This window comes from Cellulomonas aerilata (assembly GCF_007991755.1).
GTDB classification, from domain to species: Bacteria; Actinomycetota; Actinomycetes; order Actinomycetales; family Cellulomonadaceae; genus Pengzhenrongella; species Pengzhenrongella aerilata.
In genome coordinates this window covers 634,908-659,541 of sequence record NZ_BJYY01000001.1, presented here as the reverse complement: position 1 = coordinate 659,541, position 24,634 = coordinate 634,908, and the positions used below count along the sequence as shown (strand labels likewise).

The 24,634-nt window shown below is 76.5% G+C and carries 19 protein-coding genes and 3 tRNA genes; 6 read left to right on the top strand and 16 right to left on the bottom strand.

Going from position 1 to position 24,634, the window contains the following annotated elements; all coding sequences use genetic code 11:
• Nucleotides 1-115 precede the first annotated feature (115 nt).
• Nucleotides 116-1,189, top strand: coding sequence for a LacI family DNA-binding transcriptional regulator (locus tag CAE01nite_RS02945; protein ID WP_146899569.1), 1,074 nt, complete (start codon nucleotides 116-118; stop codon nucleotides 1,187-1,189).
• A 20-nt stretch (nucleotides 1,190-1,209) separates the two neighbouring features.
• Here the strand turns inward: CAE01nite_RS02945 and CAE01nite_RS02940 are convergent, their stop codons facing one another.
• From CAE01nite_RS02940 to CAE01nite_RS02915, 6 genes are all read right to left on the bottom strand, one after another.
• Entirely contained in the window at nucleotides 1,210-1,656 is a 447-nt protein-coding gene (locus tag CAE01nite_RS02940) for a MaoC family dehydratase (protein WP_146899566.1), read from the bottom strand.
• Nucleotides 1,653-2,102, bottom strand: coding sequence for an FAS1-like dehydratase domain-containing protein (locus CAE01nite_RS02935; protein ID WP_146899563.1), 450 nt, complete (start codon nucleotides 2,100-2,102; stop codon nucleotides 1,653-1,655). The genes CAE01nite_RS02940 and CAE01nite_RS02935 overlap by 4 nt, the downstream gene beginning before the upstream one ends.
• Before the next feature lie 22 nt (nucleotides 2,103-2,124).
• Entirely contained in the window at nucleotides 2,125-2,295 is a 171-nt protein-coding gene (gene rpmG, locus CAE01nite_RS02930; protein ID WP_146899560.1) for a 50S ribosomal protein L33, read from the bottom strand.
• A gap of 92 nt (nucleotides 2,296-2,387) precedes the next feature.
• Nucleotides 2,388-2,461, bottom strand: a tRNA-Met gene (locus CAE01nite_RS02925).
• Between the two features lie 54 nt (nucleotides 2,462-2,515).
• A tRNA-Thr gene (locus CAE01nite_RS02920) sits at nucleotides 2,516-2,588 on the bottom strand.
• A gap of 171 nt (nucleotides 2,589-2,759) precedes the next feature.
• Nucleotides 2,760-2,841, bottom strand: a tRNA-Tyr gene (locus CAE01nite_RS02915).
• A gap of 153 nt (nucleotides 2,842-2,994) precedes the next feature.
• On the opposite strand from CAE01nite_RS02915, the gene CAE01nite_RS02910 reads away from it, so the two are divergent.
• Complete coding sequence (locus CAE01nite_RS02910) at nucleotides 2,995-3,492, top strand: YajQ family cyclic di-GMP-binding protein (protein ID WP_146899558.1); 498 nt, start codon at nucleotides 2,995-2,997, stop codon at nucleotides 3,490-3,492.
• A gap of 52 nt (nucleotides 3,493-3,544) precedes the next feature.
• On the opposite strand, the gene htpX is transcribed toward CAE01nite_RS02910, so the two are convergent.
• On the bottom strand, nucleotides 3,545-4,468 hold the full coding sequence (gene htpX, locus CAE01nite_RS02905) for a zinc metalloprotease HtpX (RefSeq protein ID WP_146899557.1): 924 nt from the start codon (nucleotides 4,466-4,468) through the stop codon (nucleotides 3,545-3,547).
• 158 nt (nucleotides 4,469-4,626) lie between these two features.
• Here htpX and CAE01nite_RS02900 point away from each other — a divergent pair, with 158 nt between their 5' ends.
• The 3 genes from CAE01nite_RS02900 to CAE01nite_RS02890 are packed head-to-tail and all read left to right on the top strand — an operon-like array spanning nucleotide 4,627 to nucleotide 7,152.
• Nucleotides 4,627-5,478 carry an ABC transporter substrate-binding protein gene (locus CAE01nite_RS02900; RefSeq protein WP_146899554.1) on the top strand — a complete coding sequence of 284 codons (852 nt, stop codon included), beginning with the start codon at nucleotides 4,627-4,629 and terminating at the stop codon, nucleotides 5,476-5,478.
• Between the two features lie 19 nt (nucleotides 5,479-5,497).
• Complete coding sequence (locus CAE01nite_RS02895) at nucleotides 5,498-6,367, top strand: amino acid ABC transporter permease (protein ID WP_146899551.1); 870 nt, start codon at nucleotides 5,498-5,500, stop codon at nucleotides 6,365-6,367.
• Nucleotides 6,364-7,152, top strand: a complete 789-nt coding sequence (locus CAE01nite_RS02890) for an amino acid ABC transporter ATP-binding protein (RefSeq protein WP_146899548.1) — start codon at nucleotides 6,364-6,366, stop codon at nucleotides 7,150-7,152. The genes CAE01nite_RS02895 and CAE01nite_RS02890 overlap by 4 nt, the downstream gene beginning before the upstream one ends.
• A gap of 40 nt (nucleotides 7,153-7,192) precedes the next feature.
• Here the strand turns inward: CAE01nite_RS02890 and CAE01nite_RS02885 are convergent, their stop codons facing one another.
• Complete coding sequence (locus CAE01nite_RS02885) at nucleotides 7,193-8,587, bottom strand: FAD-dependent oxidoreductase (RefSeq protein WP_146899545.1); 1,395 nt, start codon at nucleotides 8,585-8,587, stop codon at nucleotides 7,193-7,195.
• Between the two features lie 243 nt (nucleotides 8,588-8,830).
• On the opposite strand from CAE01nite_RS02885, the gene rarD reads away from it, so the two are divergent.
• Entirely contained in the window at nucleotides 8,831-9,805 is a 975-nt protein-coding gene (rarD, locus tag CAE01nite_RS02880; protein ID WP_146899542.1) for an EamA family transporter RarD, read from the top strand.
• Nucleotides 9,806-9,832: 27 nt separating this feature from the next.
• Here rarD and CAE01nite_RS17985 read toward each other — a convergent pair whose 3' ends face one another.
• From CAE01nite_RS17985 to CAE01nite_RS02840, 8 genes are all read right to left on the bottom strand, one after another.
• Entirely contained in the window at nucleotides 9,833-10,306 is a 474-nt protein-coding gene (locus tag CAE01nite_RS17985; protein WP_186816390.1) for an LpqN/LpqT family lipoprotein, read from the bottom strand.
• Nucleotides 10,303-11,154 carry an FHA domain-containing protein gene (locus CAE01nite_RS17980; RefSeq protein WP_186816389.1) on the bottom strand — a complete coding sequence of 284 codons (852 nt, stop codon included), beginning with the start codon at nucleotides 11,152-11,154 and terminating at the stop codon, nucleotides 10,303-10,305. Before CAE01nite_RS17980 ends, CAE01nite_RS17985 begins: the two co-directional genes overlap by 4 nt.
• A 182-nt stretch (nucleotides 11,155-11,336) precedes the next feature.
• Nucleotides 11,337-13,796: a transglutaminase-like domain-containing protein gene (locus CAE01nite_RS02870; protein WP_146899539.1), complete on the bottom strand. Its 2,460-nt coding sequence runs from the start codon at nucleotides 13,794-13,796 to the stop codon at nucleotides 11,337-11,339.
• Nucleotides 13,793-14,947: a DUF58 domain-containing protein gene (locus CAE01nite_RS02865; RefSeq protein ID WP_146899536.1), complete on the bottom strand. Its 1,155-nt coding sequence runs from the start codon at nucleotides 14,945-14,947 to the stop codon at nucleotides 13,793-13,795. The genes CAE01nite_RS02870 and CAE01nite_RS02865 overlap by 4 nt, the downstream gene beginning before the upstream one ends.
• A complete protein-coding gene (locus CAE01nite_RS02860; RefSeq protein ID WP_146899533.1) occupies nucleotides 14,944-20,745 on the bottom strand; it encodes an Ig-like domain-containing protein in 5,802 nt (1,933 codons plus the stop codon). Before CAE01nite_RS02860 ends, CAE01nite_RS02865 begins: the two co-directional genes overlap by 4 nt.
• Entirely contained in the window at nucleotides 20,742-22,409 is a 1,668-nt protein-coding gene (locus CAE01nite_RS02855) for a serine/threonine-protein kinase (RefSeq protein ID WP_146899531.1), read from the bottom strand. Before CAE01nite_RS02855 ends, CAE01nite_RS02860 begins: the two co-directional genes overlap by 4 nt.
• A complete protein-coding gene (locus CAE01nite_RS17975) occupies nucleotides 22,406-23,749 on the bottom strand; it encodes an FHA domain-containing protein (RefSeq protein ID WP_186816388.1) in 1,344 nt (447 codons plus the stop codon). Before CAE01nite_RS17975 ends, CAE01nite_RS02855 begins: the two co-directional genes overlap by 4 nt.
• Nucleotides 23,746-24,546 carry a PP2C family protein-serine/threonine phosphatase gene (locus tag CAE01nite_RS02840; protein ID WP_146899528.1) on the bottom strand — a complete coding sequence of 267 codons (801 nt, stop codon included), beginning with the start codon at nucleotides 24,544-24,546 and terminating at the stop codon, nucleotides 23,746-23,748. Before CAE01nite_RS02840 ends, CAE01nite_RS17975 begins: the two co-directional genes overlap by 4 nt.
• Nucleotides 24,547-24,634: the final 88 nt, after the last annotated feature.

Here is a 24,634-nt window from a genome sequence, read left to right as displayed (position 1 = left end):
ATCGTCGGTCGAATCGATTCGGGGAGTGCGTCCAGTCTGTGGGTACGCTGACCGCGCCGTCAAACGGGCAGGCAGCCGGCGCCTGACCCCCGGCCCCAGAGCGGAGGTGCGCCCGGTGACCCACCCCCGACCGACCCTGGCGGACGTCGCCGCGGAGGCCGGCGTCTCGGTGTCGACGGCGTCCCTCGCGTTCTCCGGTGCGGGCCCCATCGCCTCCGCGACCCGCGACCGGGTGCTGGCCGCGGCGACCCGCCTGGCGTACGCCGGTCCGAACCCGCTCGGGCAGCAGCTGCGCAGCGGACGGTCCGGCATCGTCGGGGTCGTGGTGGGCGACCGGCTGCGACGCAGCTTCCGCGACCCGGTCTCCACCCAGATGCTCGACGGCCTCGCCCAGGCGCTGAGCGAGCAGAGCCTCGGGCTGCTGCTCGTGCCGTCCGAGGCCGGTGAGGTGCCGCCGCTGCTGCGCCACACCGCGATGGACGCCGCGGTGGTCGTGCTCGCCAACGGCCCCGACGACGGCGTCGTCCTCGCGCTGACCCGCCGCGGCATCCCGGTCGTCTCCGTCGAGGGGGAGATCGGCGACGACCCCGCCCGGCCCGGCTCGGCCACGGTGAACGTCGGCATCGACGACCGGGGTGGCACCGAGCTGCTGGTCCGCGAGCTGACCCTCCTCGGCCACCGCCGGTTCGGCGTCGTGTCGCTGCCGTGGGGGCACGACCGGCGGCTGGGGCAGCCGGACGCCGACGCCGGCACCCGTGCCGGCTACGCGCACACCCGTCGCCGGCTGGCCGGGATCGCCGATGCCGGAGTCGTGCCGGACCTGGTCGTCGAGACGCCGGCGTCCCTGGTCGAGCACGGGCGCAGCGCGGGCCACCAGATCCTCGACCGGCCGGACCGGCCGACGGCGGTCGTCGCGCTCAGCGACCTGCTGGCGTCCGGGGTGGTGCTCGCCGCCCGCGAGCTGGGGCTGCGTGTCCCGCAGGACGTGTCGGTCGCCGGGTTCGACGGCATCGAGCTGCCGTGGCTCGCGCCGGACGTGCTGACCAGCGTCCGCCAGCCCCTGGCCGACAAGGGCCGCCTGGCGGGCGAGGCCGCCGTCGAGCTCGCCGCCGGACGTCCGGTCACCGGGACGGTGCTGCCGGTCGAGCTCCAGCTCGGCACGACGACGGGCCCGCCGCCGGCGGGGTGACGCCGCGCGGTGGGAGGGGCTCAGCCGAGCCGGACGACCGCCTGCGCCTTGCCGAGCACACGGGCGCCGTCGCACGTGACCGTGAGGTCGATCCGGGCGGTGCCGGCCTCGGCGTCCAGCGCACCGACCGTCCCGGTCACCTCGACGACGGCGGCACCGGGGTCCGGGACCGGGACCGGGCGGGTGAAGCGCACGCCGTAGTCCACGACCGCACCGGGGTCCCCGGCCCAGTCCGCCACCAGGGAGACGGCGGCGCCCATCGTCCACATGCCGTGCGCGATGACGCCGGGCAGGCCGACCTCCCGGGCGACCCGGTCGTTCCAGTGGATGAGGTTGAAGTCGCCGCTGGCGCCGGCGTAGCGCACCAGCCGGCTCCGGTCCACCTCGAGGGTGCGGGTGCCGACGACGTCGCCGACCGCGAGGTCGACCAGCGAGGGCCGGGCCGGGCCGGGCGCGCCGGCGCTCATGCGGACTCCCCGCGGACGGCGAGGGTGGAGACCACCGTGGCGACCGGGGCGCCGTCGGCGGCGGCGATCTCCGCGCGCGTGGTGACCATCGCCAGGCCCGCGCGCTCGGTGATCGAGTCGACGTGCAGGACGGTCACCAGGCTGTCCCCGGCACGGATCGGGCGGTGGTGGGTGAACCGCTCCTCGGCGTGCACCACGCGGCTGAAGTCGATCCCGGCGTCGGGGTCGGCGATCAGCTGCTGCTCCGCGCGCTGGGCGACCACGACGGCGAACGTGGGCGGGGCGATGACGTCCGGGTACCCCAGGGAACGAGCGACGCCGACGTCCCGGTGCGCCCCGTGGGCGGCACCGACGGCGTCGGCGAAGTCTCGGATCCTCTCCCGGCCGACCTCGTAGGGGTCGTTCGCCGGGTACTCGCGTCCCGCGTACGTCAGGTTCACACCCATGTCAGCGCGGCGCGAGGGCGGGTCAGCGGGTCTCGCGGTGCACGGTGTGCTTGCCGTCGCGCGGGCAGAACTTCTTCATCTCGAGCCGGTCGGGGTTGTTCCGACGGTTCTTCTTCGTGATGTAGTTCCGCTCCTTGCAGTCCACGCACGCGAGCGTGATCTTCGGGCGGACGTCCTGGGACTTGCTGGCCACTTGGAGCCTTCTTCCACGTCACACGCCGCTCGCACGACGCTCTGTCTGTCTCATCGCGCCGCCGGCCGGTCGACACGCGTTCGCCACCTGTGTAGCGGGGGCGGGACTCGAACCCGCGACACCACGATTATGAGCCGTGTGCTCTAACCACCTGAGCTACCCCGCCATGTCGTCACAAGGGGGGCCGACGCCTGCGCGTCGACCCCCGCCATGACCACAGAGCCCCGAAAGGGAATCGAACCCTTGACCTTCTCCTTACCATGGAGACGCTCTGCCGACTGAGCTATCGGGGCAGCGCGGACCAGGCTACACGGACCCGGCCGCGGCTGGAAATCGGCCGCCCGCGACGTCCGCCACACCGGGCGGCACGCCGCCGAGGCGGCCCGAGCACCCACCGGCCCCCCGACCGACCGGGACCCGGCACGACGACGGGGCGCCCTCCGGTGGAGGACGCCCCGTGGCGGTGGCGGGTGAGGGATTCGAACCCCCGTAGGCGTTGCCAGCTGATTTACAGTCAGCCCCCTTTGGCCACTCGGGTAACCCGCCGCGCACCTGGCCGCAGCGCTCCGCGTGGAGCACCGTGACCGTGGCGGATGGAAGGATAGCAACACATCCGGGGGTCCGAAGAACCGGGGCAGCGGAGCGGGTGCGCCCGCCCGGCTGCCGGCAGACGAGCAGCAGACGAGCACTGGAGGGGTCATGGCGAGCGAGTCCTCGTTCGACGTCGTGAGCAAGGTCGACCGGCAGGAGGTCGACAACGCGCTGAACCAGGCCACGAAGGAGATCGCGCAGCGGTACGACTTCAAGAACGTCGGCGCTTCGATCGCCTGGAGCGGGGAGTCGATCGTCATGACGGCGAACTCCGCCGAGCGGGTCATGGCGGTCCTGGACGTCTTCCAGACCAAGCTGATCAAGCGCGGCATCTCCCTGAAGTCCCTGGACACCGACGACCGGGAGCCGCAGCTGTCCGGCAAGGAGTACCGGCTGGCGGCCACCATCAAGGAGGGCCTGAGCCAGGAGATCGCCAAGAAGATCGGCAAGATCGTCCGCGACGAGGGACCCAAGGGCGTCAAGACCCAGGTCACCGGGGACGAGATGCGGGTCACCGCCAAGAGCCGCGACGACCTGCAGGCGGTCATCGCGCTGCTCAAGGGCGCGGACCTGGACGTCGCGCTGCAGTTCACGAACTACCGCTAGGCCCGGGGGGCCGGCGCCGGCGGGCCTGGCGCCGGCCACCGGCGCCGGCGGGTCAGTACAGCGGCGGGCTGACCTGCGGACCGCCGGGGGCGCCGCCGTACGCCCCGCCGCCGTACGGCCCGGCCATGGCCTCCAGGCGGGCGATCCGGTCTCCCATCGGCGGGTGCGTGGCGAACATGCGCCCCATGCCGGCGCCGCGGAACGGGTTGGCGATCATCAGGTGCGACACGTCGACCAGGTCCCGGTCCTGCGGCAGCGGCGCGCGCTGCGTGCCGGCCTCGAGCTTGCGCAGCGCGGACGCCAGCGCGAGCGGGTCCCCGGTGAGCCGGGCGCCGTCCTCGTCCGCGTCGTACTCGCGGGTGCGGCTGATCGCGAGCTGGACCAGCATCGCCGCGACCGGGGCCAGCAGGGCCAGCGCGAGCGCCGCCAGCGGGTTCCCGCCGCGGTCCCGGTCGCCGCCGCCGCCGAAGAACATGAGGAACTGCGCGAACGACGTGATGAGGCCCGCGACCGCGGCCGCCACGGACGACGTGAGGATGTCGCGGTTGTAGACGTGCATGAGCTCGTGGCCCAGCACGCCGCGCAGCTCGCGCTCGGTGAGCAGGTCGAGGATGCCCTCGGTGCAGCAGACGGCGGCGTTGCGGGGGTTGCGACCGGTGGCGAAGGCGTTCGGTGCGTCCGTCGGGGACAGGTACAGGCGCGGCATCGGCTGCCGGGCGGCCGTCGACAGCTCCCGGACGATCCGGTACATGGCCGGCGCCTCGAGCTCGCTGACCGGGTAGGCGCGCATGGAGCGGATCGCGATCTTGTCCGAGTTCCAGTACCCGTACGCCGTCCCGAGCAGGCCGAGGGCGGCGAACACGACGAACAGGCTGCGGTTGCCCCCGCCGACCACGGCGTACAGGCCGAGCAGCACCGCCCACATGGCGCCGAACAGGGCCGCGGTCTTCAGACCGTTGTAGTGCCGACGGGGCATGGCGCCTCCGACCTCCTCGCGTGTGGTCCGGCGACGACGGTGTACCGCGTCGCGCTGCCCGGAGCAACGCGTCGGCCGCCGGGACGGTTCCCCTACGCTGTGCCTCGGTCCGCCCCACGGCGGCTCCCACCTCGACGTCGACCCCTCCGGAGACCCCCGTGCGCCCGTCCCGTGTGCTCGTCCTGGCCGCCGTGAGCACCCTGGCCCTGGGGGCCTGCTCGCCCGTCGAGGAGGCGGCCGACACGCCGTCGGCCCAGGCGTCCGCGGACGACGGCGCCCTGCCGACGCTGACCGACGGCGTCCTGACGGTGGGCACGTCCGACCCGGCGTTCGAGCCCTGGGTGGTGGACAACGACCCCACCTCGGGCGAGGGCTTCGAGTCGGCGGTCGCGTACGCCGTCGCCGAGGAGCTCGGCTTCGCCCGCGACCAGGTCGAGTGGGTGCGCGTGACGTTCGACCAGATCATCGCCCCGGGCGCCAAGGACTTCGACGTGGCGATCAACCAGGTGTCGATCACCGAGGAGCGCCGCGCCAGCCTCGACTTCTCCTCCAGCTACTACGACACCGCCCAGGCCGTGGTGACCGTCGAGGGGTCGCCGGTCGCGGGCGCGACGTCGCTCGCCGAGCTCGCCGGCGCGCGGGTCGGGGCCATGGTCGGCACCACGAGCGCGCAGATCGCCACGGAGTCGATCGCGCCGACCACCCCGGTCCAGCAGTTCAACGACAACGACCAGGTCAAGCAGGCGCTGACCGCGGGCCTCGTCGACGCGATCGTCGTCGACCTTCCGACCGCGCTGTTCCTCGTGGCCGCGGACCTCGACGCCGGTGTGCTGGTCGGCCAGCTGCCGGCCGGGGACTCCCCCGACCAGCTCGGGCTCGTGCTGGACAAGGACAGCCCGCTGACGGAGCCGGTCACCGCGGCGGTCGACGCGCTGCGCGAGGACGGCACGCTGGCGGACCTCGAGGCCCGGTGGCTCACCGAGTCCGCCGGCGCCCCGGTCCTCGAGTGACCGCCCGTCCGGGCGTCGCGTGACCGGCTGGACCCCGTCCCCGCGCCAGCAGGACCGGCTCGCGTACCGGCGCCGGCAGGCGCGACGCTCCGTCGGCGTGGCCCTGGCCAGCACGGTCGCCGTCGCCGGCCTGGCGGTGCTGGCGCTGACGAGCTCACCGGGGTGGCCCCGGGTGCGGGCGTCGTTCTTCGACCCGGACGTCGCGCTGGCCTCGCTCCCCCGGGTGCTCGAGGGCCTGTGGCTCAACGTGCGCGTGATGGCGGTCGCCGCCGTCGTCATCCTCGTCGTCGCGCTCGCCCTGGCGATCGCCCGGACGCTGCGCGGTCCGGTGTTCTTCCCGCTGCGCGCGGCCGCGGCCGCCTACGTGGACGTGTTCCGCGGGCTGCCCCTCATCCTCGTGCTGCTGCTCGTCGGCTTCGGGCTGCCGGGGCTGCGGCTGCAGGGGATCCCGTCGTCGGCGGTCGTCCTGGGCGGCCTGGCGCTCGTGCTGACGTACTCCGCGTACGTGGCCGAGGTGTTCCGCGCCGGCATCGAGTCCGTGCACCCGTCCCAGGTCGCCGCCGCCCGGTCGCTGGGCCTGAGCCGCTCCCAGGCGATGCGCACGGTGGTGCTGCCCCAGGCCGTGCGGCGCGTGGTGCCGGCGCTGCTGAACGACCTCGTCGCGCTGCAGAAGGACTCCGGGCTCATCTCGATCCTCGGCGCGATCGACGCCGTCCGCGCCGCGCAGATCCAGACCTCCCAGTACGCCAACTTCACCCCCTACGTCGTGGCCGGCGTCCTGTTCGTGCTGCTCACGATCCCGCTGACCCGCTTCACCGACGCCCTGGCCCGCCGCGGCGGCTGGGCGGGCGCGACCGGCGGGCTCGCCGGCGCGGGGGCCCTGCGGTGAGCGCACCCGCACCGACGCCCCCCTCGACGTCGCCCTCGACGTCGCCGCTGCTGAGCGTGCAGGGCGTCCGCAAGGCGTTCGGGACGAACGTCGTGCTGGACGGCGTCGACCTCGACGTCGACGCCCACCGGTGCGTCGTCCTGATCGGCGCGTCCGGGTCGGGCAAGTCGACGCTGCTGCGGACGGTCGACCTGCTCGAGGACGTCGACGACGGCGTGATCCTGCTCGACGGCGAGGACATCACCGACCCGCGACGGGACGCCGACGCGGTCCGGGCCCGGATGGGGATGGTGTTCCAGGCCTTCAACCTGTTCCCGCACATGCGCGTCCTGGACAACGTCACGCTCGCGTCGCGGCTGGTGCACCGGGTCCCGCGCCGGGAGGCGCAGGAGCGTGCGCACGCGATGCTCGAGCGGGTGGGCCTGGGTGCGCGGGCCGACGCCTTCCCGGACGAGCTGTCCGGCGGGCAGCAGCAGCGCGTCGCGATCGCACGGGCGCTGGTGACCTCCCCGCGGCTGATGCTGCTCGACGAGGTCACCAGCGCCCTGGACCCCGAGCTGGTCGGGGAGGTGCTGGACCTGCTCGGCGAGCTCAAGGCCGAGGGCATGACCATGGTGGTGGCGACCCATGAGATGGGGTTCGCCCGGCACGTCGCGGACGAGGTCTGCTACCTGCACGCCGGCACGGTGCACGAGCGCGGGACGCCGGAGCAGGTGCTCGGCGACCCGCAGCAGCCGCGCACGCGGGAGTTCCTGCGGCGGATCATCGAGGCCGGACGCGCCTGACGGAGCCCGGGGTGGGCCCCGACGTGCCGTCGCCGGCCGGTCAGCCCTGGACGCGCCGCGCGCGGGCGATGAGCGTCATCTCGTCGCGCGGGACGACCTTGATGCGCTCGCGTCCGGCCGCCTCGCCGAGCGCCCGCTCGTGCGCGTCGAGCAGCTCCCAGTCGGACCACTCGACGACGGGCACCGCGCGGGAGCGCAGGAACTCGGTGACGGCGTCCGGCTCGGTCTCCACGGCGGTGCGGACCGACGGACCCTGCTCGGAGTCGCCGGCGACCACGTCCTCCACGAGGTGGCGGATGGTCTCGGTGGCGTCGGACTTCGTGTGCCCGATGAGGCCGACCGGTCCGCGCTTGATCCAGCCCGTGGCGTAGACGCCGGGGACGACGTCGCCGTCCACGTCCACGACGCGACCGCCGCGGTTCGGGATCACGCCGGCCAGGTCGTCGAACGGGATGTCCACGAGCGGGGAGCCGAAGTACCCGACCGCCCGGTAGACCGCCTGCACGGGCCAGTCGTGGTGCTCGCCGGTGCCGCTGGCCGTGCCGTCGCCGTTCAGCGCGGTGCGCTCGGTGCGCAGGCCGACGACGCGACCGTCCTCGCCGAGCACCTCCACCGGCCGGTGCAGGAAGTGCAGGTGGATGCGGCGGCTGGCGGTCATCTCCGCCGGGTCCTTGAGCGTCCAGTCGGTGAGGGTCTTGACGACCTGCTTGGTCTGGTTGGAGGAGTGGATCGCCGCCATCGACCCCTCGTCGAAGTCGAAGTCCTCCGGGTACACGACGACGTCGACGTCCGGCACGTGGCCGAGCTCGCGCAGCTCCAGCGGGGAGAACTTCACCTGCGCGGGGCCGCGGCGGGCGAAGACGTGCACGTCCGTCACCGGGGACGCCTTCAGCGCGTCGTACACGTTGGCCGGGATCTCGGTGGGCAGCAGGTCGTCGGCGTGCTTGGCCAGGATGCGCGCGACGTCGAGCGCGACGTTCCCCGCGCCCAGGACCGCGACCTCACGGGCCTCCAGGGGCCACGTGCGCGGGACGTCGGGGTGCCCGTCGTACCAGGAGACGAAGTCCGCGGCGCCGTAGGACCCGGTCAGCTCGATCCCGGGGATCGGCAGGGCGGCGTCGCGGATGGAGCCGGTCGAGAAGATCACCGCGTCGTAGAACTGGCGCATGTCCTCGAGCTTGAGGTCGACGCCGTACTCCACGTTGGCGAGCAGCCGGACGTCGCCGCGCTCGAGCACCTTGTGCAGCGCGACGATGATCTGCTTGATCCGGGGGTGGTCGGGCGCGACCCCGTAGCGGACGAGGCCGAAGGGCGCGGGCAGCCGCTCGAAGAGGTCGATGCTGACGTCGAGGTCGGTCTTGGACAGGATGTCCGAGGCGTAGATGCCGGCGGGGCCGGCGCCGACGACGGCGACGCGCAGGGGTCGTGTGCTCACGAGCGGGACCTTCCGGTTCGGGGACGCCCGCCGCTCCCGGGCGGACCACGTCGGGGACGGGTCGCGCGCTGCCGGGCGGCGGGGTTCTCCCCTCGAGTGTACGGCGCGGGGTGAGGGTCGCCTTATGTGGTGCGTCACGCCGGGCGTGGACGGTCGGGGCGGATCGGCGTGACGGCGCCGCGTGCGGGCTGCCCCGCGACGGCGTGAACCGCACCGCGCCGTCGGCGGGGCTAGGTTCACCCGGTGAGCAGCACGCGCCCCACCGCGACCGTCCCCACCTCGCCGGCCACGGCGGCTCCCGACCGCACCGGCCTGGCCCTCGGCGCGGGGGCGTACCTCCTGTGGGGCGTGCTGCCGGTGTACTTCCCGCTGCTGCAGCCGGCCGGCGCGGTGGAGATCATCGGTCACCGGGTGGTGTGGTCGCTGGGGTTCTGCCTGCTGCTGCTCGTGGTGACCCGGACGTGGGGCACGTTCGTCTCGGTCCTGCGCACCCCCCGGACGCTGGGTCTGCTCGCGGTCGCCGCGGCGCTCGTCGCGGTCAACTGGACGACCTACGTGTACGGCGTGCTGTCCGACCAGGTGGTCGACACGGCGCTCGGTTACTTCGTCAACCCGCTGGTGACCGTGCTGCTCGCGGTGTTCGTCCTGGGCGAGCGGCTGCGCCGGGCGCAGTGGGTGGCGCTCGGGTTCGGTGCCCTGGCCGTCGTCGTCATCACGGTCGGGTACGGCCGCCTGCCGTGGATCGCCCTGGCGCTCGCGTTCAGCTTCGGCGGGTACGGGCTGCTGAAGAACCGGGTCGGCCGGACCGTGCCGGCGGTCGCCAGCCTGGCGGTCGAGACGCTCGTCCTGATGCCGCTCGCCGCGGGCTACCTGCTGGTGCTCGCCGCGCAGGGCACCGGCGGGTTCGGGGCGCACGGCCCGTGGCACGTCGTCGCGCTGGTCTCCAGCGGCGTGGTGACCGCGGTGCCGCTGCTGCTGTTCGGGTCCGCGGCCCGCCGGCTGCCGCTGTCGGTCGTCGGGATGCTGCAGTACATCGCGCCCACTCTGCAGTTCCTGCTCGGCGTCCTGGTCTTCGGCGAGCACATGCCGCCCGCGCGGTGGTTCGGCTTCGCGCTGGTGTGGGTCGCGCTCGTGGTGCTCACCACCGACGGGCTGCGGGCGGGGCGGGCCGAGGCACTGGCACGCCGGTCGGCGCCGGCCACGCCCGCCGCGGCCTGACGACCCGAGCCCGAGCGCGGCCGGGACTCAGCCCAGGCGGGCCGACGCCTGGATGGAGCGGATCTCGTCCAGGGTGCCCTTGGCCTGCACGGCGGTGCACGTGCCGGTGATCTGCACGAAGTCCACCGCCGACCCGTGGTCGACGACCGTGATCCGGGCGGCCTGCACGAGCCCGCCGACCTGCGGGTGGACGAACGCTCCCTCGATCCGGAACCCGGGCAGCCCGAGCACGTCCAGGTCGGCGCGGCCCAGCTCGGAGTACTGCGCGAGGGGGGCGACGCTGGCCAGCACCGTGTCGATCGCGTCCTGCAGGGTGTAGCCGGGCGCGAACCGCGCGACCGAGACCCCGACGAGGGGCTGGAACGTGCGCGGCGCGACCCGCTTGGTCACCGCGAGCACGACCCCGACGCCGGCGCCGGGTGCCCACCCCTGCGGGTGGTCGAGCTCGATGGCGGGGAACGCGGGGAAGGCGTCGCTGGGGAACCGCACGGTGCGGGTCATCGAGGCGGCTCCTGGTCGGTGGTCGTCGGGTGGCTGGTCGGGTCGGTCGTCCGTCCGGTGGCCGTCGGGTCGACGACCGTCACGGTGAACGTGTGCTCCCCGAAGGACACGCACGCCCCGGGCGTCAGCCGGACGCGGCGCTCGGGGACGCAGAGGATCTGCTGACCGTCCGGCAGGGTCACGACCGTACCGTTCGTCGACTGCCGGTCGACGACCCAGGCGCCCCCGGCGTCGACGCCCACGCCGAGGTGCGTCTTGGAGACGGACCTGCGGGCGTCGGGGACGGCGACCAGCCGGCCGGGCCGCTCGCCGACCCGGGGCGCGGGGTCCCGCCCGACCAGCACCGTCCCGGTGAGGGTCAGCGTCCGGCCGTCGGAGAGCTCGAGCCGCGCCCAGGGTCCGTCCACCGGGACCGCCGGGACCGCCGGGACGTCGAGGTGGCCGGTGGGCCGGTCCGTGGTGTCTCCGGCCGGGACCCCGAGGTCCCGGGCGACGCGGGGCACCGGCACGGAGGCCTCCCGGGCGGGGGCCTCCCGGGCGGGGGCCTCCCGGGCGGGGGCCTCCCGGGCGGGAACCTGCCAGGCGGGCGCGGGGGCGTCCCAGCCGCGCTCCGCCTCGATCGCCGCCCAGGCCACGTCGATCGCCGGATCGACGGACGAGGCCGGCCGCACCTCCGGCGCGCTCCACGCCTCCCGGGCGGCCCGTGCCTCCCGTGCCTCCCGTGCCTCCCGTGCCTCCCGTGCCTCGCGGGCCTCCCGGGCCTGCTCCCGGGCCGCCCGTGCGCCGTCGGGCGAGAGCGGTGCGAACGGGGCGTCGGCGTCCCGCGCGGTGGGCCATGCGGCCGTCACGGCAGCACCGGCCGGCACGCCACTCGACGGCACGGCACCCCGCGGCGCGAGATCCCACGCCGTGGCACCCCACGGCGCGGCGGCCTCCCGGCGGGCGCGGAGGCGACCGAGCGGGTCGAACCGGCTCGGCCGGCGGTGCCGGCCGGAGGTCGGGGAGGGCGTCCCGGGAGAGGTCGGGGGGGTCATGACGCTCCGTCCCGGCGTGCGGACGCCCGGGCTCGTGGGGATGGGTGGGCTGTGGTGGATGCGGGTGCGGTGGACGGGCGGCGACGCAGCGGGCGGGACCGACGACGGCGCAGGGACGCGGTGGACCACCGTGCCCGCAGGCGCTGACCGCGCGTGACGGCGGCGTGCATGGTCGCCACCGTCCGGGACACCTGGTCCCAGTACGCGTCGACCTCCGCGGGCTGCGGCTGGCCGGGGGCGAACACCGCGGCGTCGGCCTGGGTGGCCAGCCGGGTGAGCGGCGACGCGCTCGCGGGGCCGAGCTCGGCGACGAGCAGGGCGGCGGTCTCCCGCCGGGTGCCGCCGTCGGGGACGGGGACGGCCAGGTCCGTGGCGGCGTCGAGGACCTCGTCCCACCCGCCCGCGACCCGCGCCACGCCGTCGCCGCGCGTGCGGCGGCGGCGTCGACGGCGGTGGCGCAGGGCGCTGACCAGCAGCGGCGGTCCGAGCACCAGCAGCAGCGGCACCGCACCCACGGCGGCGACCAGCGCGACGCGGCGCCAGACCGACGCGGCGCCGTCGTCCGTGCCGGGGTCCTCGGTGCGCACCTGCTCGGTGTCGTCCTCGGGCGGCGTGACCGGCTCGGGGGCGGGCGGGGGCGACTGCACGACCTGCGGCTGCGGGTCGGCCCGGTCCTGCGGGGTGTCCTGGCTGGGGGTCTTGCTCTCGTCCGGGGTCGGGTGGAACGGCACCCACCCGTGACCGGCGAAGGCGATCTCGACCCAGGCCTCGGCGTCGTCGCCGGTCAGCGTGACCTCGCCGGCGGCTCCGGTCGCGGTGTCCCCCGCAGCGGCGTCCTCCTCCGCCCGCTCACCGGCGCCCGGACGGAAGCCGAGCACGACCCTCGCGGGCAGCCCCAGCTCGCGGGCCATGAGCGCCATCGCGGACGCGTACTGCTCGCTGTCGCCGACCATGAGGTCGCCGCCGAGCAGGGACGTCATCCGGTCGGCGCCGTGCCCGGACAGGGACGGGTGGTCGCCGGAGTCGGTGAGGCCGTGGCTGAACCAGCCGCGCTCGACGAGACCGGCCTCGAGGGTGCGTGCCGTGCCGACCGGGCCCGACGCGGTCGCCGCGAGCTCGGTGGCGACCAGGGGGACGACGTCGGGCACGGCGAGCGGCTGCGGCAGGCTCACCGCGGCCGCCGGCACGTCGGCCAGCTCGGCGTCCTCGGGCACCGGCGGGACGACGGCCCGCAGCGTGTACGACAGGCCGTCGGTGAGCCCGCCGGTCAGCACGGCCGCGCCGGTCGCGTCGTTGACGCGCAGCTCGTCGCGCACGTCCGCGGAGTCGGGGCCGGCGGCCTGCAGGTCGACGACCTGGCCGACCGTGGGCAGCCACACCCCGGGCAGGGCGTGCACGTCCACCTCGACCTCGACGGGCCGGCCGGCGCCCGCGGCGGGCACGGCGAGGGGGGCACCCGGCCGCCGGAACGAGCCGGACCCGTCCGGGGCACCCTGACCCGACACGTTCCACACCACCCCGTCGTAGAGGTCCATGGTGGCCAGCCGGACGGGCACGCCGTCCGGCAGGCCCCGGACGGTCAGCAGCTCGGTGTCCTTCCACTCCTTGACGAAGCGGCGGTACCCGGCCAGCGGGCTGGGGTGGTCACGGGGGTCGAACGGCGGCACGAGGTGCTCGCGCAGGACGAAACGCGGGCTGCCCTCGGCCAGCACGGGCCCCGCGACGGCGCCCCCGACGGCGACGACGGCGGTCCCCACGGCCAGCGCGACGACGCGGCGGACCGCGAGCAGCCCCTGCCGCCAGGACGCCCAGGTCACCAGCGTCACGCCGGCCACCACGGCCGCCACGACGGGCAGGACGGTCTGCCGGGTGCCGAGCAGCACCGCGACCAGGCCGACGACGACCGGGACCACGGCCGCGGCCGACGCGACGCGACCGCTCCGGGCACGCAGCGCGACGCTCGTGGCGGTGACGGCGCCGGTGAACGCGAGCGCGTACGGCGCGACGAGAGCGGTTCCGGTGACCGCGAGCGGCGGTTCGAGGGTCAGCACCTCCTTCCACGACGTCACCGCACCGCGCAGCAGCGTCGTGACGGTGGTGAGCGTGGGCGCGGCACCGGCGACGGTGGTGCCCGGTGCGGCGAGCGGCCCGCCCGCCAGCAGCCACACGAGCACCGCGGTGGCGGCCGTGCCGACCGCGGACCAGGCGCGGTGCGCGGCGACGGCGGCCACGACGACGCCGAGGACCAGCCCGCCCGCCAGGGCGGGCACGACCCGCGACCCGGGTCCGCCGAACACCGGCAGCACCGGCAGCACCGCGAGCACGAGCGTGAGGAGCAGGACCGTGACGTCGACGACGGGCCGGCGGCGGCCGGCGTCGTCGGGCGCCGGGGTGCGACCGCGGGGGCGACGGCGGACGGCGGTGCCGGCGCCGGTGGGCGCGGTCAGGCGGCTCATGCGGCCACCGCCGCCCGCAGCGTGCGCGGCAGGTCGCCGAGCGCCGCGACCCGGGCGAGGGTCGTCGTGCCGGCGGTGCGCACGCCGGTCGGCGCCGACCGGTCGCACGCCAGGACGAGGGTGCGCGTCCCGGCCGGGACCGCGGACGCGTACGCGCGCAGCTCCGCGGGAGTCGGGACGGACCCGACCACGAGGATCGCGACCGAGGCGTGCGGGACCTGCCGCCGGACCCACGCGGCGAGGTCGGCCGGACCGGGCTGGCCGGGCGCCGGCGCGAGGGACGCGCAGTCGTCGAGCAGCCGCTGCGGGGTGCCCGCGCGCAGCGGCTCGCCCCCGGCCAGGACCGTCACCTCGCGCTCGTCGCGCAGGGCGGCGACGCCCAGCGACGCGACCACGGAGATCGCGAGCTCGAGCTCGTCGGCGTCGGCGTACCCGTCCGGGTCGGTGGCGAGCGCGACGGCGGTGTGGCTGCGGCGGGTGTCCTCGAACTGACGGACCATGAGGTCGCCGTGCCGGGCGGTCGCCTTCCAGTGGATGGTGCGGCGGTCGTCCCCGGGGACGTACTCGCGCAGCGCGTGGAACGCCAGGTCGCTGTCGGACACGACCCGGGTCGCCTGACCCTCCAGGTCCCGCAGGGCGCCCTGGGCGGCGCCGGGCAGCGGATGGGTCAGGGGGTGGACGTAGAGGTCGACCGGGTCGGTCCAGTCCAGGCGCCGGCGGACCAGGCCCCACGGGTCACCGCGCACGGACCGCACCGGCCCGACGACGACGACGCCGCGGCGCGAGGTCGGCACCGCGAAGACGTCCTCGTGGCGGTCGCCCGGGCCCAGCGACGGCAGCGGGAAGTCCGCGGACCCGCGGCCCACCGGCAGCTCCACCCGGGCCGGCAGCAGCCGCCGCCCGGAGGTGTTGCGCACCGCGATCCGGCCGACGGCACGCTCGCCGACCCGCACCCGGCGCCCGGAGAGCTCCAGCTCGACGGCGTAGGTGGAGCGTCCGACGGTCAGGGCGGCGGCGACCGCGAGCGCGGCGAGCAGCACGGCGCCGGCCGAGGCCGCCTCCACCCACCCGAGGCGCACCCCGAGCACCGCCAGCCCGAGGCCGGCCGCGGCCACCGTCCAGCCGAGCCCGGACACGGGACGGTCGCTCATGGCTGCTCCTCCTGGTCCGGGACCGGGACGCCGGTCACCTCGACCGCCTCGCTCCACCCGCCGAGGCTGCGGACCTGCACCAGGACGCGCACCGGCTCCCCCGGCCCCGGTCGGTGGTCGGCGGTCACCGCGCCGTGGTCACGGCCGTCCCCGACCGTGACCCAGTCGCCGTGGTCCACCACCCGGTAGCGCGCCGCCTCGACCGGGGCGCCGCCCGGGTCGCGGGACTGCCACTCGATCACGAGCCGTCCGTCGACGTCGGCGCGGACGGTGGCCGTGGGCGCCTGCGGGACGGTGACGACCGTGGTCGACGCGACGGGCGCCCACTCGCTGACCTCGCCGGCCGAGCTGACCGCGCGGACCCGGGTGGGCGGGGTCGGACCGCCCGTCAGCCCGGTAGCGGTGTACGACGTGCCGCCGACGAGCGCCGCGACGCCCTCGAGCTGGTACCCGGTGATCGTCAGTCCGGCGCCGCCGGCGTCCGCGGGCGGCTCCCAGCTGTAGGTCACCGAGCCCTGCCCGTACGCCGCGTCGGCGGGGCCGGCCTGGGCCGACGCCCCGCGCGGGGCGGACGGCGCGCTCCACGTACCACCGGTGACCGTCCCCCACGCCGACCAGCCGGACCGGTTGCGGGCGCGGACGCCGAACGTGTAGGTCACCCCGCGCTCGGCGGCGGTGAACGCCCACGTCGTGGCGCTGCCCGGCAGGGTCTGGACGGTCCCGCCGTCCACCGCGACCTCGTACGCGCTGACCGGGTCGCCGTTGCCGGCCGGGGTCGTCCAGGCGAGGTCGACGCGGCCGGCGCCGTCGAACCAGCCCGACCCCTGCCGGGTCGCCGTCGGGGACGGGCTCGCCGGGGGTCCGGCCGGCACCTGCCCCGCGGACGGCGCGCTCCAGTCGCTGGGCTCGGTGGCGGCGTTGTGCGCCCGCACGCGGACGGTGTACGCCACGCCGTTGGTCAGGCCGCCCACGGTGACGGACGTGCCGGCGGTGGTGAGCGTCGCGCCCCCGGCCGGCGCGGGGCTGACCTCGACGGTGTACCGCGACACCGGCGAGCCGGTCGTCGCGGCGGCGGCCCAGGTGGCCGTGAGCGAGGCGTCCCCGGCGACGACGGTCGGAGCCGCGGGCGTCTCCGGGCGCCGGTCCGGCCGCGCCGGGGCGGACGCGCCGCTCTCGGGCGACCAGTCGACGGCGTTGCGTGCCGCGACGGTGAACGTGTAGGTCGTGTCGTTGGCCAGCCCCTCGACGGTGCAGGTGGTGCCGGCGCACTCCTGCGCGAGGTCGCCGGGCTGGGCGGTGACCCGGTAGGCGCTGATCGGCTCGCCGTTGATCGCGGGCGCGTCCCAGGCCAGGACGACGGCGCGGTCGCGCACCTCCACGACGCGGGGCGGCGTGGGCGCGCCGGGCCGGCCGCGGACCACGACCGAGACGCGTCCGTCCACCTGCCGGGCCGGGTCGCCGGTGGCGTCGCGGACCGAGAACCGGGTGACCATCGTGCCGATGAAGCCCTCGGCGGGGCGCACGGAGACCTGGGAGCCGCTCACCTGGGCGGAGCCCGGGAACGGGTTGAACGCGCCGGCGAGCACGTCGACCGTGGTGGCGCGGCCCTCGACGCCGTCCGGCACGGTCGCGTCCACGACCCGGGCCAGGGGCCGGGTGCTCGCGACGACCCGCAGCTCGACGCGGGCGCCCACCTCCGCCGCGCCGTAGCCGATGCTCAGACCCAGGCTCCCGGAGGTCCCCCGCGCGGCGTCGGCGGACGCCGCGACCCGCAGGACGGTCCGGTCCAGCGTCGCGGTGAACCCCTCGGGGACGGCCGAGGTGACCGTGTACCGGTACGCGGCGTCGTCCCCGGCGCCGACGGGGTCGGACGTGAAGGCGGTGAGGTCCACCGCGACCGGCGCCTCGCCCGGGGCCACGTCGACGACGGCCGGCGCGAACGTCGGGGGGTGGTCCTCGGCGGCGAGCACGGTGATCGGCAGGGTCAGCGTCCGGACCCGGGCGCCCGGGTCGCCCGGGCCGGTGGCGTCGGTGACCTCGACGGAGACGGAGGCGGGGCCGGCGTAGGAGCGCGGGGCGCGGAACACGACCGTGGTGCGGTCGTCACCGCGCACGAGCGGCGAGCCGTCCGCACGCGTGGCCTGCACGCGCGCCGGGTCGGTGATCCGGGCGGTGCGGCCGGGGGCGACCTGGACCTGCTCGGCGAGCCGGACGGTCAGCTCCGCGCCGGCGAGCACCTGCAGGGCCGGCGCCCTGGGGCGCGGGACCGGCGGGAAGTCCCCGAGCGCGGGCACGGTGATGAACGCGGTGCTGCGGGCGCCGCCGGCGTCGGCGGTGTTCGTGAGCACGTAGGGGACGGTCTGGGCCTCGGCGACGAGCGTGACGACGACCGAGCCGGCCGGGGTGGCGGTCGCGACGGCGGCGGCCGACGGGTCGACGGAGACGGCGAGGTCGCCGATCGGGCCGCTCGGGTTCGTCGCCAGGGCCAGCACGTCGACCTCCACCTGCGTCCGGCCGATGGTCTGCGTGGCGGGCACGACGACGTCACGGGCGACCGGGGGCAGGACGGCCGCGTCCGCGCTGACGTCGACCGTCAGGACGGCCCGGTCCCGGCCGCCGCGCGCGTTGCTCGCGGTGTACGCGACCTGCAGCACCCCGGTCCGGTGGGGGGCTCGCACCACGATGCGTCGCCCGGTCACCCGCGCGTCCACGCCGGGCTGCAGCTCGAGCCCGGGCTCCAGCCGCAGCTCGTCGCCGCCCGGGTCGACGTCGTTGTCGAGCACGCGCACCTCGACGAGCTGGCCCGGCCGGACGCTCACCTGGTCGTCGCGCGCCACGACCGGGTCGGCGTCGGCGGGGCGCTCGGCGATCCCCACCCGGACGGTGGCGACGGCGCGCTGACCCACCCAGTCCTCGACCGCGTAGGTGAACTCGTCGGTCCCGCTCTGGTCGGCGTAGGCCTCGTACTCCAGCCAGTCCGCGCCCATGCCGACGACCCGGCCCTTGTCCGGCGCCCGGTCCTGGCCGAGCAGCGTGACGCCGTCGCCGTCGGCGTCGATGCCCACCAGGGGCACCGCGATGCGCGTGGTCTCCCCGGCGAACACGCGGGCGGTGACGGGCCTCGGGCGCGGCGGCGCCTTCGTGGCGGCGTCGGACGCGTGGACGGTGACGGTGAGCCGGGCGGTGGTCACGTTCCCGGCGCGGTCGCGCACGTCGAACGCCGCGACGGCGGTCGTCGGCCCGGCCGGGGCGCGGTAGCGCAGGACGTCGCCGGAGACGAACAGCAGCCCCTGCCCGGCGGGCAGCGGCTCGGCGAGCTCGGGGACCAGGGTGAGCGGGTCCCCGTCGGGGTCGACGGCGTGCTCGAGCACCGGCACGGTGACGACGCCGCCGGTCCGCACCGCGGCGGTGACGTCCTCGACGACCGGCGGCTGCTGGGTGGCGCCGGCCGGGACGGGTCGCACCACGACCTGACCGCGGGCCTCGGCGACGCCGTTGGACACGACGTAGTCGAACGTGGCCGGCCCCTGCAGGGCCCGGACGGCGGTGATGGTCAGCAGCTCGTGCCCGACGGCGGCGACCCGCAGCCCGGACTCGGGGGGCACGTCGACCGACCGCAGGACAAGCACCCCGCCGGCCGGGTCGACGTCGTTGGCGAGCGGGTCGACGGTGACCTCCCCACCCGCCGGCAGCAGCGCGCGGTCCCCCACGGCCAGCGGGCCGCCGGGCTGCGCCGGACGGTCGCGCACGTCGACCCGGGCCACCCCGGCCGTCTGCTGCGGTCCGGCGGCGACCGCGAACGTCACGTAGTAGGTGCCCGCGCGCGGGGCGACGAAGCGGAACGTGCCGGCATCCAGGTCCGGCTCGACCGTGACGCCCGTCAGCGGGTCGACGGCGGCCAGGCGCGCCGGCTCGCGGGAGCCGCCGCGCACGGCGTCCAGCGCGCGCACGGTCACCGGGACGTCCACCTCGGTGACGGCGTGCACCGGGTCGACCTGCGGCGCTGCGGACCCGGCCGGGCGCACGTCGAGGGTCAGCAGCCCCTCGACCGTGTCGGTGCCGTCCGAGACGAGCAGGCGGACGTCGACCCGGCCCAGGGCCCCGCCGTCGGCGGTGACCGTGACCTGGCCGTCCGGGCGCGCGCGCACGGTGGCGGCGCCGGCGGTGGCGCCGACCAGCACGAGGTCGTCGCCGTCGGGGTCGAGGAAGCCGGGCAGCACCTCCAGGGACGCGCGCGCGTCCTGCTCGACGACGAGGGAGGGCACCCGGACCTGGACCGGCGCGCCGTTGGTGCCGTCGGCCCGGATGCCGAGCCGGACGGTGGCGGTCGACGGCGCGGAGCTGCCGCGGCCGTCGGTCACGGTGTAGGTGAAGGACGCGGACCCGCTCGCCCCGTCGGCGAGGTCCACCTGCAGCGCGCGGCCGCCGTGCACCGGCACGAGCGTGCCGAACGCGGCCGGCAGCGGGTCGAACTCGGAGACCACGAGGACGCCGCAGTCGGAGGACGCGTCGTTGTCGACGACCGGCAGGACCGTGGTCCGGCCCGGACGCAGGCCGAACTCGTCGTCGGCCGCCGTGGGCGGGGCCGACTGCGGCGTGCACTCGGTCAGCAGGTCCTGGGTGCTCTGCCGGGCGTCGGAGTCGTCGTCGGAGTCCTGCTCGCGGCGCTCCGGCTCGACGTCCTGCCAGTTGGGCTCGCGCAGCTCGGGGTCCCGGGTCGGGACCCAGACCCGGCCGCGCCCGGTGTCGTTGAGCACGACCACGCCGCGGTTGACCCGGAACACCAGCGCGTCCTGCGCGCTCATGCCGGCCAGGTCCAGGCGGTGCTCGTCCTCGCCGTCGCAGGCGACGAGGTAGCTGCCGGTCGCGGCCGCCCACGCGCCGTGCGAGCAGGTCCCGACCCGGACGGGCGCCGCCGGCGCGCCGGTGCCACCGGAGCGGTGCTCGCGGACGGTCCCGCCGTCGAGCGGCACCTCGAGCAGGGCGATCGGGCTGGCGACCAGGACCGACCCGGACGCCGGGCCCGGCTGCTGCAGCGCCAGCGGGCTGCCGTAGCGTGACAGGTCGACGGCGGCGGACCCGGTGCGCAGGCTCGCCCCGGCCAGCGCGACGGCCTCGTCGCCGACCGCGGTCACCGCGTCCCAGCCGGCCACGGGGTCACCGGCGAGCCGGTCCCCCGCGGCGACCGTGGTGCCCGCGCCGTCGACCGCCAGGGTGCTGAGCGCGCCGTCGGCGGCCGCGGCGAGCACGGTGCCGGACGTCGTCACCACGGCCCGGCCCCCGTCGCCGAGGTCGAGGTCGGCGGTGCCCGCGTCGGTGCGCAGGTCGCGCAGGGAGTCCGTGGTCGCGGCCCACAGGGACCCGTCGGCCGGGTCGAGGACGGCGACGGTGCCGGCGGCCATGGTGACCTCGGCGGCGGCGGGCACCGCCGCCTCGGCACGCGGGGTGACGCTCGCGGGATCGACGACGGCGATGCTGCCGGGCTCGACGAGGACGACGTCGGCGCCGTCCTGCAGGACGTCCAGGTCCGCCGCCGTCGCGACCAGGCCGCCGTTGAGCTCGTCGACGGTGGAGCTGTACCGGCCGAGCTTGAGCTCGGCGGAGTTCGTCAGCCAGACGCCGCCGTCGTGCAGGTCCAGCTGGGACACGGCCTGCCCGGGGTGGACCAGGGCGAGCACGGCCAGCAGCAGCGGTGCGGTGGCGAGCGCGCCGGTGCGCGTCCACGACCGGGGGCCGCGGCGCGACCCGTCCGCGGGCGGCGTCGGGGTGCTCGCGGTCGCCGGGGCGGCCGCGCTCACCGGGCGCACCCCACCGCGGGCCGGGTGGACGCGCGGCGGTCGGCCCGGACGATCGACACCTCGACGCACAGCGGCGCAGCGGCGCCGGCCTCGAGCGCGACGGGTGCGGCGGCCTCGGGCGCGAGGACGACCGTCGGCTCGTCGACCGTCCGCATCCGGGTCGGCTCGCCGGCGCGGGTGACGCCCCACAGGTAGCGGTCACCGTCCTGCGGCTGCGGGTTGGTCCAGGTGAACACGACCGATCCGTCGGGCTGCGTCGCCCCGGCGACGCCCTGCGGGCTCGGCACGGCGGTGACCACGGCGGGGACCGGGTGGTCCGACGCCACGGCACCGGCCGCGGGCGCCCGGTCCGGCTCGGCCAGCGCGGCGGCGCCGGCGAGCGTGCCGACGACGACGAGCGCCGCCAGCCCGGCCCGCATGCGGGTCCGGCGGCGGCGTCCGCCGGCGGGCGCGGCCGGGTCCGTCGTGCCCTCGGTGCTGCCCCCCGTGCTGCCCCTGGTCCCGTCCGCGGGTGCCGGGGCGTCGCGGGCGGCCTCGGGAGCGGGTCCGGCGGCGAGGGGCATCCGGGCGTGCGGCTCGGGGGCCGCGACGGCGGCACCCTCCGGACGGATGGTGCTGACCGGCCGGACGCGGGTCGCCTCGGCGGCCTCGTCGGCCGTGGAGCGGGCGGGCGGGCGGTGCGCGACGGGCGGCGTCGCGTCCGGGCCCTCGGGGTCGATGGTGACGACCGGGCGGAGCCGGGTGACGGCGTCGTCGACCGCGTGCGACGGCTCGACCGCGGACGCCCCGGTCCCCTCGGCCAGCTCGACGGGCGTGCCGGGCAGCATGAGCTCGTGCTCGACCGCCTGCAGCGCGCGGGCCAGCGCGAGCGCGGAGTGGAACCGGCGGACCGGGTCCTTCTCCATCGCGCGGGCGAACGCGGCCTGCAGGCTCGCCGGCACGTCGGCGCGGCCGGTCGCGGGCAGGGGGGACCGCTCGATGCGCGCGATCAGGTCCGCGGGGCCGTTCTCGCCGCCCGGTACCTCGAACGGGGAGCGACCGGCGAGCAGCGCGTACACGGTGGCGCCCAGGGAGTACACGTCCGCCCGCACGTCGCCGGTGGGGTGCTCGGCGAGCAGCTCGGGCGGGGACCACGGGATGGACATGCCGACGGCCGAGCCGCGGCTCCACCCGGTGGTCGCCGCGATGCCGAAGTCGGTCAGCGCCGGCCAGCCGAAGTCCGTGGTCAGCACGTTGGCGGGCTTGATGTCGCGGTGCAGGATGCCGGCGCGGTGCGCGGTCTCCACCGCGGACGCGAGCCGGATGCCGATCCGCAGCGCCTCGGCGACCGGGATGCGCTCGGTGCGGTACCGGGCGCCCAGGCCCGGTCGCGAGCAGTGCTCCATCACCAGGTACGGGCGCCCGTCGGCGGCCACCGCGGCCTGGTGGATGGTGACGATGGACGGGTGGTGGGACAGCCGCGCCATGAGGTCGGCCTCGGTCCCGAAGCGGGCGAGCACCTCCGGGTCCAGCGTGTCCGCGAGCAGCACCTTGACCGCGACCGGGCGGCGCGGCAGCTGCTGCTCGTAGAGGAAGACGTCGGCGAAGCCACCCATGCCGAGCAGGCGACCCACGCTGTAGCCCGCGATGACCGGGGGCGTCGACGGCCGGCGACCGGTCGTCACGCGCCCCGCTCCACGGTGAAGGTGATGCCCTCCCCGAGGTCCACGAGCACCCCCGGCTGCAGCACCGTCGCCTCACCGGGCTGCAGACGCTGCGGGCCGGCGTCGCTGCGCACGACGAGCACGCCGTTCGTCGAGTGCAGGTCGGTGAGCACGACGTCGTCTCCGTCCATCCGGACCTCGGCGTGCGTGCGGGAGATGTCCTGCAGCGGGCTCGGGACGGTCACCAGCCGCGGGACCTGGGTGCTGTGCACGCGGGCCGCCTGCGGGGCCCGGCCGATGAGAACGGGACGGTTGAGCGGCACGTGGTCGCCGGTGGACATGGCCAGCCGGGCCGGCGACCGGACCGGGGCCGGCGCCTGGGCTGGTGCAAGGGCCGGAGCCGGGGCGGCGGACGCGGCGGCCGCCGTGCGGGCTGCGAGCACCGAGTGACCGGCCCAGTCGGGCAGGCGGCGGCGCAGCGCGACGACGTCGGCAGACAGGACCGTGGTGCCGTCGTGGTCCGCGGAGGCGTCCGCGAGCGCACGGTCGACGGGAGCGGGGAGGGCAGGGCCGCCACGGGCGACGGCGGACGCGACGGGCGGGACCGCGGCCACGACCTCGGGGGGCACGGCCCGGCTGACCGACTCCGCCGCGTGCGGCGGGCGCAGGAGCGTGTGGTCGAACGGCTCGGCCTCGAGCGGGAGGTCGGCCGGGACGGCCGGCGACGGCACCTGCGGCCGCAGCGCCGGCACGGCGGGCGCCAGCACGAGCCCGCCCTGGGGACGGCGGCCGTGCGGCGCCGGCGCGGCGACGGGCGCGGCCACGACGGGCTCGACCACGGGTTCGATGACGACCGGCTCGACCACGACCGGCTCGACGCCGGGCTCGTCCTCGCCCACGCCGGCCGGCGTCCGGCGCAGCTCGACCCGGACCGCGGCCACGTGCGCGACTCCGGACAGCAGCGGGAACGACGGTGCGGCGGCGACGGCGTCCGCGCCCGGGGCGTGCACGGCGACGGCCAGGACGTCCTCGACCACCTGCTCGCACCAGGTGGCCACGTCGGGCGCGGTGAGCACCCGCGAGCCGTCGGCGACGGTGACCGCGACGCGCACGTCGCCGCGCACGACGGCGTGCAGCCGCCCGGCGGCGACCGAGAGGAGCGCGAACGGCGGCAGGGACGTGAGGCCGTCCCGGGTGATCTCCTGCAGGTGCCGCACGAGGGCGGTGCCGGGGCCGTCGCCGCGCATGGAGGTCCACAGCCGCCGCACGGTCGCCCCGTCGGTGCCCGGGGGCAGCACGGCGACGCCGCCGTCCGTCACGACGGCGACCCAGTCGCCGGGGGTGTACTCGGGGACGATCACGCGGTCACGGCTCCGTCCGGGTCGCGGGGCCGGTCGGCCGAGGTGCCGGGGCGCTCGACGGTGGCGTCGTCGACCGCGCGGCAGCCGCCGTCGGTGACGTCGACCACGACGGCCGTCACGTTGTCCCGGCCGCCGGCCTCGACCGCGGCGCGCACGAGCGCCTGCGCGGCCTCCTGCGCGTCCGGCTGGTCCATGAGCAGGAAGCGGATCGCCTCGTCGTCGAGCTCCTGGGTGAGGCCGTCGGTGCAGCACAGCATGCGGTCGGCCGGCGCTGCCGGGAGGAGCCAGTAGTCCGGGCTCGGGGCCGGACCGGTCCCGATCGCCCGGGTGATGATGTGCCGTTCGGGGTGGCGCTCGGCGTCCTGGGGGCTGAGCCGTCCGGCGTCGACGAGCTCCTGGACGACGGAGTGGTCGACGCTGATCTGCTCCAGCGCGCCGTCGGCGAGCCGGTACACGCGCGAGTCGCCCACGTTGAACACGAGCCAGTACGGCTCGCCGTCGTGGGACGTGACCGCGACACCGGCGACCGTCGTGCCGGCCGTCCGGCCGCTGCCGACGGTCACCCGCACCCGTGCGGCGGCGCGCTCCACGCACCGCTGGATGTCCTCGTGCGTGGTCACCGGACGCCCGGCGAGCTGGAAGAACTCCTCGACGGCCACCCGGCTGGCGACGTCACCCGCGGAGTGCCCGCCCATGCCGTCCGCGACGAGGAAGACCGGGGCGTGGACGAGCGCGGTGTCCTCGTTGAGACGGCGCACGCGCCCGATGTCGGTGGCCGAGCCCGCGGTCGTGTGCACGGCTCTCCTCTCGCGGTCGCGCCCGGCGGGGCCGGGCGCAGGGTCAGGTCTGCCCTCCCCATCGGGTGGGGGCGCGAGGGTATGAGTG

Coding starts and splice junctions, on each gene's coding strand:
- CAE01nite_RS02940 (WP_146899566.1), bottom strand. CDS start 1,656: ATGAGCGCCGGCGCGCCCGGCCCGGCCCGGCCCTCGCTGGTCGACCTC.
- CAE01nite_RS02935 (WP_146899563.1), bottom strand. CDS start 2,102: ATGGGTGTGAACCTGACGTACGCGGGACGCGAGTACCCGGCGAACGAC.
- CAE01nite_RS02910 (WP_146899558.1), top strand. CDS start 2,995: ATGGCGAGCGAGTCCTCGTTCGACGTCGTGAGCAAGGTCGACCGGCAG.
- htpX (WP_146899557.1), bottom strand. CDS start 4,468: ATGCCCCGTCGGCACTACAACGGTCTGAAGACCGCGGCCCTGTTCGGC.
- CAE01nite_RS17985 (WP_186816390.1), bottom strand. CDS start 10,306: ATGACCCGCACCGTGCGGTTCCCCAGCGACGCCTTCCCCGCGTTCCCC.
- CAE01nite_RS02870 (WP_146899539.1), bottom strand. CDS start 13,796: ATGAGCCGCCTGACCGCGCCCACCGGCGCCGGCACCGCCGTCCGCCGT.
- CAE01nite_RS02865 (WP_146899536.1), bottom strand. CDS start 14,947: ATGAGCGACCGTCCCGTGTCCGGGCTCGGCTGGACGGTGGCCGCGGCC.